The following is a 15,249-nucleotide window of genomic DNA, read 5'->3' as shown; positions in this document are numbered from 1 at the left end:
TTCGATATTGAGGCACAGAGGTTGGGCACAATACAGCTTAAAGGTATCTCTATAAATTGAGTTTTCCTTAATTTTATCCTCCTGGAACCCCATTATTCGGTGCTTATGGGCACCAAAAAAGTAATTTTGAGAGGTGCCCTTAACTCAATAGTAAAAAAATCACTGGTATCACTGTCCATTCAATTATGGGTGCGCAATCACAATCAATGTATTTGCGTACTTTTGTACGCAAGCCATGGCCCGGCGCAAATTTCCCGGGTCCAGGGCAGCAAAACTTTCGTCCAGCACGGCCATTTGCGCGTTTTGCAACAGGGCACGGGCAATAAACAACCGGCTCATCTCCCCATGAGACAGGCGCCAACCCATCTCGCCCACCGTCTGCAGCATACCCGCGGGCATTTTTTGCAAAAGCGGAGTAAGACCGAGTTCGTCGCAGATAGCATAGGCTTTGCGCAGGCTCTCCTGCCGTGGCGGCCACTCGTCGCCCATCAGCAGGTTGAACAGGAAAGAATCGCCAAGCACATGGTTTTCATGAAATTGGGGGGCGGAGGCCACCAGCCGCTGCCACTGCCCGGGACCAAGACTGTTGCCATCGTACCCATTTAAGAGCAACAGGCCTTCGTCCGGTTTCTGGAGGCCGGTAATCACATTGGCAAGGGTGGATTTTCCCGAGCCGGAGACACCCTGCAAAAGCAGGCGGTCGCCGGGATAAATAACCAGGTTGCACTCCGCCAGCACCGGCTTTTCTTTTTTCGGGTAACTGAAACACAGATCGCGGAGATAGCACAGGGGTTGGGTGGCAGACGCAGAGACTGTGCTGTCGGCTGCGATATGTGCAGCGCCGGGAGAGAAGCGCTTTTGTGGTGCCTCCAGGGTAAAGAGTTCCCGCACGTTTTCCCAGGCCACCAGGGCGTTCAAGGCACCGGTAAAGCCATGTAGACACTTGAGCACTGCGCGATAGCCGAGCAGCACTCCGCCCAAGGCCACAGCGAGTTGCGCACTGCCGGAGTTGCCGGCGATAAACGCAGGCGCCAGCCCGGCCACCCCCAGCAGAAGCCAGAGGCGCGGCAATAGCGCTGCCAGATGCACCATGGTGCTGTCCATACCTGCGGAACTTTGCAGGTAGTCGCTCAACTCGCGGTCCTCTCCCCGGTGCCAGTCAGCCGGCTGCTGCTGTGCGAGGCGGGTGCGGTGGCCGAGCATTTTTTCTATCAGGCGGTGGGTCATGGCCAAGCGCCGGGCAGTCCAGCGGCGACGGCGGCGGTATTGGGTCCGGCCGAGAAAAAAGGCCAGCATTAAAAACGGCAACAACATCAACAGGTGCAGGGGTCCGCCGGCCCCCAAGGCGAGCACAATACAGGCCAGCGCGAGTTCCACCATGCCCAGCAACAGCGAAAAACCGCCCTGAAGGGCGCTTGCCTCAAGGCTTTCCGCATCGTAAACCCGCCCGAGTACCCGACCCGTGCCCATATGCCGCACCTTGCCCGTATCGATACGCAGGGCGCTGGCGAGTAGGCGCTGTTTTAGCAGCGCACCGGTCTCCACCGATACCGAACCCTGCAGTTGCGCCGTGAGTAATGACAGGGGAACCTGCGAAACCAGCAGCAGAACCCAGGCCAGGAGCCAGCCGGTATCAATAGAGCCGCCCAGTAGAGCGCGGCCGATTACCCACCAGCTGGCCAGAAACAGGGCCATTTGTAGCGCGTGAAAGACAAGCATCGCAAGAAAACGCCGGTGCTGGCCTTTCTGGCGCAGTTGCTGCCAGAAAGGCCGGTGCGCGGGCTGGCGCAGCAGCCAGCACTGCTCAAGGTGCAACCCTGCCAGGCTTTCCCGCAGCAGGGCACTGGTGGCCCTGCTGCGGCGCCGCCCGCCAATGCCGACGCTGTCGAGTAGGCGATTGATGCGCTCGCGCTGGGGCGCCGCCTTCGCATGGATGAGCTGGGTCACCACCCGGCGCGGACACACCTTTTGCACTTGCAGAGCGGGGGTGAGCAGGTGCAGGCGACGGCGATTACCACCGCACAGGGCGATAAAATACATCCTCTCGCCAAAGCGCAGACGGATCAATGCCGGCGCGGCACGCGCCAGCATCTGTTCCAGCTCTCCATAACCGCAGCTGACTTTCTCTACCTGTAAATCCAGCGCCTCAGCACCCAGCTGAAGCTGGGTGTCGATATTCTCCACCCCCTGTGCGACGGTACTGGAGTCGGGTGTGTCGGGGCCCAGCCCACAGTGCCGGGCCAGGGTTTGCAGGGCCGTATCCAGTTGGGCAAGGGGCCAGCACAGGGCGCGCAGACTGTTATCCACAGATTCAGCGCTCACAGGCCACCTCCGCAGACGCTTCCGTCTTTCGGGGGGAATCGGCTTCTGCCTGAGGCGGCACTTCCGAGAGGCGCCCGCCCTGCATGCGCAAATGGCGCCAGTCGGTACTTTTCCAGCAGTCCTGCCACAAGGTTTGCTCCGCTACCAGCAATTGGGCGTAGCGCGTGTCCCTGCGTTTGCTCAATACCGCCGGTGCGCCATCCTCCACTATGCGACCGTCCTCAACCACCAATACACGCTCAAAGTGTTGTGTTTCGGAAATATCGTGGGTCATGCAGATCAATGTGATGTCCTGCCAGGCCTGACGCACACGCCCGAGCAGGCGCTGGCGCTGGTCGCGGTCCAGGCCGCGAAAGGGCTCATCCAGGATGGCACAACAGGGCACTTCGCGGCCCAGGGCACGGCCGAGACGCACGCGCTGACCTTCCCCGCCACTGACCAGGGCACCCCCCTCTCCCAGGGCACTCTGCAGGCCATCTGGCAGCGAGGCCAGTAGTTTGAGTAAATCCGCCTGCTCAAGAATCGGATACAAAGGCGCGTTGGGGGTGTTTCCGTAGTGCAGGTTGTGAAGCAGGCTGTTGTTCCACAATTGAATGGCGGGATCTACCCAGGCGCAGTGCAGGCGGAAGCGGGCCTGCAACTCTCCTTGCAGCTCGGCACCGTTTAGCATTACGCGGCCCTGGGCAGGCCTGTGCCAGCCCAACAGCAGACCCGCCAGGCTGGATTTACCCGCACCGGATGCGCCCACGACAGCGATATGTTCGCCAGGGCCTATTTCCAGATTGATATCATCGAGAATGGTTCGGCCGCTGGCATTTACCTGAATATCCTCAAAGCGAAAATGCGCGGGCCGCTTCGGGTTAAAATCGGCAACCTTGTCTGTGGTATCCGGCGCGCCCTGGTCTTCAACCGCCTGCAGTGGTTCGAGCGCCCTCAGCAAGGTGGTGCGCTGGCGGGGATATTCACGGATTCGCACGGCGATATTCTCGCCCAATGGTGGCAGCGCCAGCACCCAGTAAATTAACAGCAGCAGATCGGGGTCTGCCCCGCGGCTGTGGATACAATAAATCACCAGAGTAGCGGCAAGTGCACAGTTCACAACCAGTTGCAGAGCCTGGCTGTTAAGCTGAAAGCGCAGGAAAATATAACCGGCCCTGATCCATTCGGAAAGCAAGGCCTCATGTTCCCTGCGTACCGATTCCCCAGCGCCATGGGTACGTATCGGCACAACCCCCAGCAGCGCATCCATATAGAACCGGGCCAGGGCACCGGTATGGGTCTGCACTCTCATATTGTGGTCATTGAGCACCGGCTGAAACAACAGTGGAATCGCTACCTGCACTGCTGCCATCAGAAATACCAGCGGTGCAGCTGAGGGCACAAGCCAGATAATGCCTGCGGCCGTCGCGAGTAGCATGAAGACGTTGAAGAGGATACCCCCCCCCAGCACCGGCAGCTCCCTGAGGGCGGTAATTCGGTGGCTGCGCTCGGCGGTATCCGAGGTGGGACGACTCTGGAAAAAGTGCTCCGGTATCTGCGGCAGCGCGGAGAGAAAGCGCATGCGAAAACGGTTTTCCAAGTGTCGCCCCAGTACCCGCTGCAGCTTGGCAACGGGAAACTGCAATAAAATGACGGTGAGTAAAAAGCCCAGCAGCAGAGCCACGGCTCCCATACGCTGCATACCGGTGGCCAGTTCGCTGTGGATATCGATGAGGCCGCGAAACAGCAGGGCCTCAGCCATCAAACCGAATACCGCGCCGAGCATCGCCAGCGCAATGATTACCGGAGCGAGCAGGCCATCCTCGCGAAGTAGATGCCACAGCTGCGGCAGGGGGCGCACCGATGGGGCTTGCAGCGCCCTGACCAGCGCCCTGGAGCGTGGCTTCACCCCATCCGCTTGGCGCACGCCCTTGACACGCACGATCACAACGCCGCTGAATTCCAGTTGTTCCGGGGTCAACTCCATGCTTTCACCAGACGCAAACCCCGCCGGGCGATAGGGGCGCACACACCAGTACTGCTCCGGCACCAGGGTGTGTGCGCAAGTGGCATCTGCGCCGAATTCCTCCACCAGCCTCTGCAGCATACTATTGGTTTCCGCACCGCGTCGCACGGCACCTGCCGACACCAGCGCGGTCAACATGCGTACTGACGCATCGAGAAACGCCAGGGAGAGCCAGTTACCCGACTCGAGGGATCGCCGGCATAAATCCGACCTGTCCATCTCGGAAACCTTGAGCCGCTGCATACGTTCGCACAGCGGATCGACAAAATCGGCACCTCCAGCCCAGCTGCGCCAATCCTTCGGGGGCAGACGCAAAGTATGGACATGCAGTTCGTCGAGAAAACGGCGCGCGCTGGGCCAACGCCTGCCGCTGGCAGGGTCCATTAATTGCACAACGCCCCCGTGGTTGCGCCAGGCCACCACAAAATGGGTATTGCCGTTTGGCAGGCGCACCACCACCATACCCGGTAAATAGCCCGGCGCATTCAACAGCAGGTGATCCTTGGGCACCACCATCTGCGCGGCATCCAGCCCCAGCTCGACCGCGACCCGCTCCAGGGTATTGATGGAGGTGCCATCTACATCGGTTTGGCAGGCATCGCGCAGGTGGCCATAGTGAACACTGACCCCAAAACCCTCCAGCAGGCACTTAAGGGATGCCGGGCCGCAGTCCATATTGGAAGTCTGGATCACTTCAGGCACCAGCCAGCGGGTTTTCCGGTTCACGGCAACCTCTCTACTGTGGCCTGGCGACTCTGGCGCTCCCCGGTAAGAGCGTCCCCCACCCGTTGCAGCAGCAGCTGGTAGGGGGTTTTGGTACCTGTGGCAATTTCAACCCTGGCGGGCAGATCATGCAGCAGCGGTAACTGCGGCGGTACTTTTCCCTGCAGGGAAAGCTGCACAAGAATTCGCTCTTGTCGCACGGCACTGGCCACCCGCTCCACCCGGGCATGTAACTGGCCGTAGCGCGCCCAGGAAAAACCATCCAGTTTTACCCGGGCATATTGACCTGGCCGGATATGTCCGAGTGCCTGAGCCGGCGGGAAGTATGCCTGTATGCCAATGCCGCCCTCTGCCTGGATGGTGGCAACCTGTTGTCCGGCAACCAGGACTTCACCCTCGCGAATATCCGCCAGGGAAGCGAGGGTACCGGCGATCGGCGCACGCAACTGTTGCTCGCCGGCAGCCAGAGTGCTCTGCCGTATGCGGGTTTCCACTTCAACCAGCTTACGCTGGATATCGGCACTGCGCTGTTTCAGCTCACTGACCACCAACTGGTACTCAGTGGCAATTTGCTCTCGGCGATCCTCCTCTGCGCGGATGTCGGCCTCTGCCGCAAGCGTTTCCATCGCCATCTGCTGGTATGTGCGCTTGGCCACAAGGTAATCGAGCTCCGAACTCTGCTGTTTTTGCAAAAGCCGCTCGTAGCGTTCGGCTACCTCGGCCTGGATTTGCTGGTTGCTCACCTGCAACTGGTGCTGTTCCCGCAGGAATTTAAGCTGGTCGAGCAGGGCTTTATCCTCCTCCGCAAATTTTTTATCCAGCAAACTTTGATCCCGCTCAATCGCAGTGAGTTGTTCGGTGAGTCTCTGCGAAACCCTGGCATCCCCATCCAGTTCCAGGTCCAGGGCCGAAGTATCCAGTTGTATCAACAGGTCGCCAGTTCTCAGGGTATCGCCGAGAGAGGCGGCAATAGCAACAACCCGGCCGGCTCTTTGTGTGCTCACTTGCACCGTGTTTTGTGCCTGCTCGAGCCTGGCCACATCACTGACACTGTAGGTGGTAATGTCTTTGCTAAAAAACCAGATCGCCCAGGCCACCATCAAGAGTATCCCGCAGGTGGACACCAGGGCTAAAGAATGGATCGTCTCGGAGGCTATGGAGCGGGTAGTGTGAACAAAAGGTGTGGGCAATGCGATTTATCCAATTGGTACCAGTTAAGGCGAGTGCAAGTGATGATTGGTTTTTATTCTATACACAGCCTATGGCTGTGTACTGCGTAGCCAAATCTAAATGCCCCCAGCTTTATAGTCAAATTCGCGTTACATCCATTTACAGCAATAACAGCTGCACCAACTTTACTGTCTGGTCCGCACTGCTATCCACACGGATCAATTTTGGTTGCAAATAAACTGGCGTGATCTGCTGATCGTTTTGCAGCAGCTTTTCCGCATCGGCAATAACTGCGCTAATGTCGATTTTCCTCAACGTCATTGATTACCGGGCAGGTGGCTCTGGCATGGCCCTAGTGTCTCATGGATATATTTCTGGAAAATTTAGTCTCTGTGTATTCGTATAAACCATTTTCATGGTTGGCCAGTTAGCTGGTCATAGCAGGGGAGACGAAAAGACTGTAAGAAGCAGCTGTGCTGTCTTGATGACATGTTATAAGAAAGAGGAAGTGCGGACGAAAATTGAAAAACTCCAGAAAAGCTTGTCAAGGAATTTTTTAATTTTCCTAGAAATACTGAGTAGTTATGAAAAAAGCTGTGACCGATTGCTCGGCCACAAATTTCTTTGGATACCCCCTCTCGATACATCTACAGGTCAGTACTAGAAGTTATAACTAGCACTGAGGCGAACATGCCGAGGGGTCTGATAACGCGTGGGTTTACCATAGTTGGGATCAGATTGAGGCAATACAGCACCATAATCAGAAGAGAAGCCTAAATCACCAAATTCGTGACGATCGACAACCGCATTATGATTAAATAGGTTGAACACATCCATACGTAACGCCAATTTGCCGTTACCCAGCATGTCACCCATTTGCGGGGTCCACATCAGACTGAGATCAACTGTCTCGACCCAGTCGGTCTCTATCTGAGAGCCTCGCGGTGTCGGCTCATTACCACAGTACCAGGAGCTGGCACCATAGTCCCAGGCGAAGACGTCAGTTGGGTGCTCACCCAGACAACCCATTTTGCGGGGTGCTTCGATATTGAGGTTTGCACCTATGCTGAGCTGATCATTGATGGCGTAAGCACCACGCACTTTCAGACGATGACGGCGGTCGTTTGGCAGCGGACCAAAGGCACCCTGTGTCAGGCCCGGCTGATCAAAGTCCTGAGTGAGGCCCGCATCGTCCTGACCATTTTCGGATTTAACCGCACCTTCGTAGTTACCTTCGCTCTTCGACCAGGTGTAGTTGGCAGATAGGTACCACTGACCGTCCCAAATGCGCTCGAGAGTCAAATCAATGGCGTCGTAAGTACGCTTCCCTTCCGGGTAACCAAGCTGCTCTGCAGACAGCTCAGCCCAATCAACGACACCGTCGTTACCAAAATCTTCGACCAGCGCAACGCGGACATCTTGACCGGGGTTTATCAAGACATACTGATGAAAGCCGGTGTAGGTTTCCAGAGCGGGGTCATCGCCATAGCCATTCGCTTCAGCCCAATCGATGACGGCAGCGTCGATAGCCACGTCCTCGATCAGGCTTTCAAGGTTGCGGTAAATGTAGGCCACACCGAAGGTCCACTCATCGGCGAAGGTATGCTCGAAGCCAAGGATATATTCAGACTGATAGAGCGGATCCAGATCCTCGTCGTGAGTTGCATCGCCGAACGGCATTGTGCCGTCAGCGAAATAGAGCCGGTCTTCTATTTCACCGAACACAGGGAAGCCGTTGGCATCGTAGTCTGGCTCACCATCGCCATCAGCATCAATCGCTTCTTTGTACTCTTGAAAGTAAGTTTCCTGACCGGCGAGACGCATATTAGTATTGGAAGCAATCGGCAGATAGTAGTGACCGTAGCTACCGTAGACGCGGGTATTTCCATCCTGGAAGGGGTCCCAGGAGAAACCGAGTCTCGGGGCCAGCTGATCCTTAATCTCCACATAAGTGTCGCCTTCGATGTTTCTGTTATCGAAAGTCTCGTTTCGGAGCCCCATGTTCAGGGTCAGGTTATCGAGCACCTGCCAGCTGTCCTGAATATAGAAGGCGGTCTGAATAGTACTGAACGCCCCCTCGTTGTAGTATTGACGAGTGCGCCAACGCAGACCAGAGGAATAGGGGTCATCACGCTTATCGTATTGAAGCCGGGCACGCAGGTTGCCTGAGTAGTGAGCTTCGGTACTGGAAGCCAAATCCTCTTTGTCCACGCCAACCCGAATGTGATGTTCACCCATGGCATTGAAGTAGAAGTCAGCATCGAAGCGATAATTCTTACGCTCATCTTCGCCGCGCTCCAGCAGATCTACGGCCCAGACACCAATATCAAAAGTGCTTCCGTTTTCACCAGTTCTTTTATTGCGTTGATCCCTGAGCCATGGGGGCTCTGCATCAGAGAAGTTTTCACGGTTGTAGCGGTTTTCACCATACATTGCCGAAACAGTTACCCAGTCAGCCAGCGCAGCGGTATATTTGAAAATCTGGTTTTCACCACCATTCACGTACTTGCTGTCTACTAGGCGCTCGCCTTTCAGTTCCGAAAGCGGTGCACCGCCCAGCGCAGTGGCATCGCCGATGCGGTTGATGCCAGCCTCAGTGAAACGCCATGTTTTCACGTCACGAGTCTGGTCATCGGAGAACAAGGTGTACTCGAAACGGTGTCCCTCGAAAGGGACAAAATCGAGTTTCACTGCGTAGAACGGATCGGTCTGGGTTTCTTCTAAACAACTACCGTCGAAGCAATCGAGGGTGCGGATATCGCGGGGATTGTAAAGCCCGAAGAAAAACAACTTGTCTTCAATAATCGCCCCGGATGCCCAGATATTGTAGTCCGCTTGGCTCCGCTCGTCATGCTGGTTCGCGGCTCTGTAAGTCGCCGGAGCGGTTTCATAAAAACCCTCAGGCTCAAGGAAAATATTGGCGCCGAAATGGAACTCATTGGAACCGGATTTTGTTACAGCGTTTAGCACACCGCCGGTTGAACGACCAAATTCCGCCTGGTAGCCGCCAGTTTTAACCTCAATTTGATCATAGAGTTCAAAGGGAATAGTGGAACCGCCAACGAAATTACGGAAATTGGTGATATTCATACCATTCACGTAATAAGCGTTCTCACCAACAGAAGCGCCGGCAATAGAAGCCACGTCACCTGACCCACCGTAAACGCCGGTAGAGAAAGCAGAGTCACCGGCGCTGGTGCCCGGAGCCAACAGCGCTACAGCAGTTCCACTACGGGCAATCGGCGTACGTGCAAAAATTTCACCTACATCTACTGTGATACCGGTAGTGGTGGAATTGAAGTCCCAGGAATCCTGCCTAACACCAGTTACGTAAACCTCTTCGATCGTAGTATCCAGTGCTTCCATGGTGAAGGTATAAGCAGCAGCCTTACCAATCTGGATGGCGACATTTTCAGCAATCAGCGCATTGTAGCCATCCTGGGAAATGGAGATTTTATACTGGCCGATTGGCAACTGGGGAATACGAATATTACCTTCACTGTCAGTAGTGGTTGTACGGCGAACCCCTTTGTCAGACGTTATCAATACCTCAGCATTCTCAACCGGAGTACCGGACTGGTCTTGAAGCGTGCCGCGCAACGTACCAGTAGTGTAGTCTTCTGCCATCGCCGCGGTTGATACCAAGCCACCAATAGCCAGCACAAGCAAGCTTTTTTGAAAATTGGACCGAATCATAGAAAAGACTCCTTGATCATTAGATCGATTTATTAGTTATTGGTCAGCGACTCCCACCCCCCCAACGGTCACTTTTTTCCTAACACATGGAATTCAACAGTAAGTAACGCCGGGCACATGTAGCTACGCTCTTCCCCAACGAAGAATCATGCCTGTGCTTGGCTTCTGCTGCGGCAATGAAAATCGCCGAAGAGCGGCAGACATAAAAACGTATTTAACGATGCAAAATCCGGCATCAGATAACCAGAAAATTACAGAAGAAAATTTTCTTTATCAATAAAAAGAAAACAGAAAATACAATAAAAATAATATCAATTATCAAAAGTGGATAACCAGCAGGATATCAGGGAGTTTTTTACGACAAATAAAATAATTTTATATATCCTCCCATTGATTTTCGCAAAATGAGTATACTCAAAACACAACAAGCCGGATAGATAAGCATGTGAATTTATCTATATCAACACACGATAAAGCTTTACAGCATTAATTAAATTGTTATGAATAACGGATCATTGAATCAATTGGTGTATTGAGTTTTATACCCACTCGCGAAATAAAACTTAACACCGAAGGCAAGCGCTGACTGATATAGCTGAGAAAGAAAGATAAAAGCGCCAAGAGGCGCTATGGAAAGTGAGAAATAATTTAGAAATACAGGCGGACAATTCCACAACATAGATATACGGTATTTATCTGCGCAAAAATTCCAGCATCCACTTGGCAACGACATTTTCGTGGATATCGTTTTGCAGGGAGATCTGTCCCTTTTCAACCACTTTCTCGCCAAAGGCCTCGCGGCGCAATTCCATCAGGCTGTTGGAATAGGGTTTGCTAAATTCCGGGTGGGCCTGGAAGCTGAGCATATGGTCGTCCACCTGCAGCATCGCCATCGGGCAGAATTCGCTCGAGGCCAATACCCGGCCACCAGGCGGTAATGTTTCCACCTGGTCCTGGTGGGTCACCAGTAAGCTGAATTTGGTCATGGGCTCCGACATCCACGAGGGCGTCTCCTGCATCTCGTAGGTATGCACCCCCAACCCCCAGCCTTTATCTGATTTACAGGTTTTGCCACCCAGTGCCTGAGCGATCAGCTGGTGGCCAAAACAAATACCGATCGTGGGTTTCCTGGCCTCATGCAACTTGCGCACAAAGTCCATCAGAGGTGAAATCCAGTCTTTGTTATCATAAACACCGGCCTTGCTTCCGGTTATCAGATAAGCATCCACCTCATCCATTTGATCCGGGTAGTGGCCGTGCTGAACCTCATAGGTAGTAAACGCCAGTTCCGGGTCTTGACTGCGCAGCAGGTCGGCGAACATTTCCGGGTACTCGCCAAACTCGCCCACCAGCTCTTTGCGTACATCGTCGGTTTTTAACACTCCAATCTTCATTATTTCACCGCTCGGTTGACTGCTGAGTGTTGGGATTATGGCATATCCGGGCATGCCAGGTCGTGTCAGTGATCCTTATTGGATGTTACCCCGCACCCGCCTGGAGCCCAGAGACCCTGGCACCTCTTTGTAGATCAGCAGGAATAAGTCATGCGCCATATCCCCTACCCTCGGATCTTTTCCCAGAGGGCAGACCAGGCCTGTATTTTACCAACCGGCCAGTCGGCCGCATCCCTGCCCGGGCATTCTTACCCACAAGACTTTTGTGTATGATCGCGACCTTAGAACATTTTTCAGCCAATTATTGGGCTACCGGACGGCTCGGAAGCCATTAGAGCCCGCCCGTAATTCAACGATCGAGGACAAACAATGACCACAATGACCTCCCCGAATGATCAGCAGGATAGCCCTGCCGGGCGCAAGACGCCCTTTACCCGCTTTCTAGATACAGTGGAATGGCTTGGCAATCTCTTGCCCCACCCCATCACCCTGTTTGCGCTCTTCGCGATAGGCGTGATATTGATCAGTGGCGTGGCCTCCTATTTCGGGCTGTCTGTGGCAGACCCGCGGCCGGTTGGGGCCGCGGGCCGCGACCCCGATGGTGTCATTGAAGTCTTTAACCTGATGAGCGGTGACGGCCTCAGGATAATCGTGACTAGCCTGGTGAAAAACTTCACCGGCTTTGCCCCCCTGGGAACGGTGCTGGTGGCCCTGCTGGGCGTGGGTATTGCCGAGCGCTCTGGCCTGCTCAGCGCCGCTGTGCGCGGGCTGGTATTACAGGCATCCAAGCGCACCGTGACCGTTATCGTAGTCTTTGCCGGCATCATCTCCAACACCGCATCCGAACTCGGTTACGTGGTACTGATTCCGTTGGCGGCAATGATCTTTCACTCTCTGGGACGCCACCCACTTGCCGGTCTGGCTGCCGCTTTTGCCGGCGTTTCCGGCGGCTATAGCGCCAACCTACTCTTGGGCACCGTGGACCCGTTGCTGTCGGGAATCACCGAGGCCGCGGCCCATATCATAGACCCCACCTATACAGTGGGCCCGGAAGTGAACTGGTACTTTATGTTCGTGAGCACCTTCCTGATTACCGCCATAGGCAGTTGGGTTACCCTCTCAATCGTGGAACCCAAACTTGGCAAGTACGATCCCAGGGAAGCCTCTGTAGATTTGAGCCAGGACAAGCTGGGAACTCTCACCGATGCCGAGAAACGCGGCCTGAAGTACGCCGGCCTCGCCGTCCTCGCCGTGTCGGCCCTGTTTGCGCTGTCGGTGGTGCCCTCCTGGGGCGTGCTGCGCAACCCCGAAACCGGCGCGGTAGCCGGCTCTCCCTTCCTCAAGGGTATAGTGTCACTCATCCTGGTCTTCTTCGCCGTTCCAGGCTTCGTATACGGTAAAACTGTCGGCACCATGCAGAATGACCGTGACGTAATCGACGCTATGGCCAAAAGTATGAACAGCATGGGCATGTACATCGTACTGGTGTTCTTCGCCGCACAATTTGTCGCTTTCTTCAAGGTGACCAACCTGGGCACTATTTTCGCCGTGCTGGGGGCGGATGCATTGCAAAACATCGGCCTGACCGGGCCGCTTCTGTTTCTGTTCTTTATTATGATGTGCGGCTTTGTAAACCTGATGCTGGGCAGCGCTTCAGCACAGTGGGCGGTGACCGCGCCTATCTTTGTACCAATGTTGATGCTCGTGGGTTACGCGCCGGAAGTGATCCAGGCGGCTTACCGCATTGGCGACTCGGTAACCAATATCATCACCCCGATGATGAGCTATTTTGGCCTGATCATCACCTTCGCCGCCCGCTATAAGAAAGATCTGGGTATGGGCACGCTGATCGCCACGATGATTCCCTATTCCATCTTCTTTTTTGTTGGATGGACCATTCTATTCTATCTCTGGGTATTCGTTTTCGGCCTGCCCGTTGGTCCGAGTGCGGCCACCTACTACGCCAACTAAGATAAACGCAACAGAAAAGCCCGCGCCAGCGGGCTTTTTAATTCCACACTCCACCTCCACCCCCACCTACCCATATCCATGCCCCGAGATGCCGCCCCCAGCCGGCAAGAGCCCTTAAACAAAGGTGCTGAGAATGCCACCGGTATCACAAAAGCCGTATTCAAACAGGTCCTGCAGGGCAGGGCCTATTGGGTAGCCGGACTAACCGACCCCGGGAAACTGCCCCAATCGGATATTGCCTGGTATCGGTCCAGCCGACCGCCCGCAAATGGGGCCAACCGCGCCGGGATTTACTGCAGAGAATCCACTGACAGCCAAAAGAGGAAAAAACTTATATTCCCAAATACGCAGCCACCTTAAAACAAAAAAAAAATAACAATGAAATGCAGAAACACTATTCCTTAATGAAGGCTTATAGAGGTATTTTTTTTCATTAGGCGACATCCATGTATTCCCGATGCGATTTATAGCCTTCAAAAGCGTGGAATAAAACAAGTAATATAGTTTCCTGTAAAAACGTTTAGCGGAGATAGATACGCGGATTATCGCCACTGGAAAAATCTGCCCTGACCTAGAGATCATTATTTTTTCCGCTCAGGACGAGCACCTTGGTTGTACCCTGATTTGCCCTCATCTCGATGAGAAAAAGATAGCTATCGCGCTCCTTCGCCGGCATAGCGGGGTATCAAAACAGCGCAGGCCTTTGTCGACAAGACTGTTCCAAAATCAGTCGCAGTATTGCCATTAGAGACAACGATTGAAAACGACACTGCAGTATTCTGGTTGTCTTTAGTATCCGGGTATCGCAAAAACCCGATCGATTCCGCCTGAACATATTCTTCTCAACAGAAAGATTCAGCGACTTTAGTTTTGCGGATGACACACAGGACTCACAGGAATTGACTCAACAAATAAAAACGACGCTGCTGACAGGTTTCTGCGATCTGGTCGACCAGCTGCACCACAACCCGGAGATACTGCTGACCAGCGCCGGCATTAATCCGCACCAGGTTGCACGCCTGTCAGGGTACCTACCCCTGAGTTCTGTCACCACACTTCTGCAAAAGTCGGCACAGCAACTGGACTGTGCCGACTTTGGCCTGCGCCTGGCACACAGCCAGGGAGTGGCCGCACTGGCCTTCCTGGGCCCAGCAATATCACAATCCTTGACTTTGGAGGAGTTCCTGAAAGTTGCCATAGATCTGTTGGGCAACCCACCCTACGGTCTGCGCTTGGCATTACAGAACAAAGGCGACAGAGCCTGTCTCAGCTTTCACTGTCTGGAGGATCTGCAAGAACAGGTGGAAACCCCGCAGGCTGCCGAGCAGTGCCGGGAATTTCTGATGGGTGTGTGTCTAAATACCTTGCAAACCTTGTGTGGTGATCACTTTCAACTGGAAGCTGTGCATTTGAAAACACAACGGCCTCTCCATGGACAATACCAGGAATATTTCAAGGCGCCGGTGCATTTTGGCAGTGACTGCAACCTATTTGTTCTCAGCAGCAACGCCCTGTTATTGCCGACAGAGAAGTGCGGTACAGGCCTGCGCGCACTGTTCAAAGCCTATATCGATGACCTGCTCCAGCAAGGTGCGACGGACTTGCCTGGGCAGGTTGAGCAATTGATTGACTGCCTGATGCCGTTGAAACGCTGCAGCCTGCAGGAAGTGGCCAACCAGTTGGGTTTGCACAAGCGCACCCTGCAGCGCAGGCTGCGGAATCGTGGGCTGGTATTTGAGGATATACTGGATCGCATACGCCGGGAGCGTGCGGAATACTATTTAAGTGGCGAACAGCCGCCTATGTCGCAGATATCCAGTATGTTGGGATACCGCGAGCAGAGTTCTTTCAACCGTGCCTGCGCCCGGTGGTTCAAGGCTACGCCAATGCGGGTAAGACGCAGGTTGCTGGCCAATGCAGCGCACGGGGCTGTGGAGACCGAATAAAGCCATCTTCTATCGTGTGGGC

The 15,249-nt window shown here is 54.6% G+C and carries 8 protein-coding genes; 2 read left to right on the top strand and 6 right to left on the bottom strand.

The genetic code is table 11. The features are described from left to right. Positions 1-183: 183 nt before the first annotated feature. From ACL7TT_RS02160 to ACL7TT_RS02135, 6 genes are all read right to left on the bottom strand, one after another. A complete protein-coding gene (locus ACL7TT_RS02160; RefSeq protein ID WP_413392790.1) occupies positions 184-2,322 on the bottom strand; it encodes an ATP-binding cassette domain-containing protein in 2,139 nt (712 codons plus the stop codon). Then, the gene (locus ACL7TT_RS02155) at positions 2,312-5,053 is read right to left on the bottom strand and encodes an ATP-binding cassette domain-containing protein (protein WP_413392788.1); all 2,742 of its coding nucleotides are present in this window, start codon (positions 5,051-5,053) and stop codon (positions 2,312-2,314) included. The genes ACL7TT_RS02160 and ACL7TT_RS02155 overlap by 11 nt, the downstream gene beginning before the upstream one ends. Beyond that, positions 5,050-6,240: an HlyD family secretion protein gene (locus ACL7TT_RS02150; RefSeq protein ID WP_413392786.1), complete on the bottom strand. Its 1,191-nt coding sequence runs from the start codon at positions 6,238-6,240 to the stop codon at positions 5,050-5,052. The genes ACL7TT_RS02155 and ACL7TT_RS02150 overlap by 4 nt, the downstream gene beginning before the upstream one ends. Positions 6,241-6,379: 139 nt before the next feature. Then, the gene (locus tag ACL7TT_RS02145) at positions 6,380-6,541 is read right to left on the bottom strand and encodes a hypothetical protein (protein WP_413392784.1); all 162 of its coding nucleotides are present in this window, start codon (positions 6,539-6,541) and stop codon (positions 6,380-6,382) included. 339 nt (positions 6,542-6,880) lie between these two features. Further along, on the bottom strand, positions 6,881-9,916 hold the full coding sequence (locus tag ACL7TT_RS02140; RefSeq protein ID WP_413392782.1) for a TonB-dependent receptor: 3,036 nt from the start codon (positions 9,914-9,916) through the stop codon (positions 6,881-6,883). A 692-nt stretch (positions 9,917-10,608) separates the two neighbouring features. Further along, positions 10,609-11,310, bottom strand: coding sequence for a glutamine amidotransferase-related protein (locus ACL7TT_RS02135; RefSeq protein ID WP_413392780.1), 702 nt, complete (start codon positions 11,308-11,310; stop codon positions 10,609-10,611). 369 nt (positions 11,311-11,679) lie between these two features. On the opposite strand from ACL7TT_RS02135, the gene ACL7TT_RS02130 reads away from it, so the two are divergent. Beyond that, complete coding sequence (locus ACL7TT_RS02130) at positions 11,680-13,281, top strand: AbgT family transporter (RefSeq protein ID WP_413392778.1); 1,602 nt, start codon at positions 11,680-11,682, stop codon at positions 13,279-13,281. Between the two features lie 899 nt (positions 13,282-14,180). Further along, entirely contained in the window at positions 14,181-15,227 is a 1,047-nt protein-coding gene (locus tag ACL7TT_RS02125) for an AraC family transcriptional regulator (protein WP_413392776.1), read from the top strand. Positions 15,228-15,249 lie beyond the last annotated feature (22 nt).

This window comes from Microbulbifer jejuensis, from assembly GCF_047289955.1.
Classification (GTDB): Bacteria; Pseudomonadota; Gammaproteobacteria; order Pseudomonadales; family Cellvibrionaceae; genus Microbulbifer.
This window is presented reverse-complemented; position numbering and strand designations above follow the sequence as displayed.

Excerpts from the sequence above, each read along its gene's own strand:
- ACL7TT_RS02145 (WP_413392784.1), bottom strand. The coding sequence starts at position 6,541 with ATGACGTTGAGGAAAATCGACATTAGCGCAGTTATTGCCGATGCGGAA.
- ACL7TT_RS02140 (WP_413392782.1), bottom strand. The coding sequence starts at position 9,916 with ATGATTCGGTCCAATTTTCAAAAAAGCTTGCTTGTGCTGGCTATTGGT.
- ACL7TT_RS02135 (WP_413392780.1), bottom strand. The coding sequence starts at position 11,310 with ATGAAGATTGGAGTGTTAAAAACCGACGATGTACGCAAAGAGCTGGTG.
- ACL7TT_RS02130 (WP_413392778.1), top strand. The coding sequence starts at position 11,680 with ATGACCACAATGACCTCCCCGAATGATCAGCAGGATAGCCCTGCCGGG.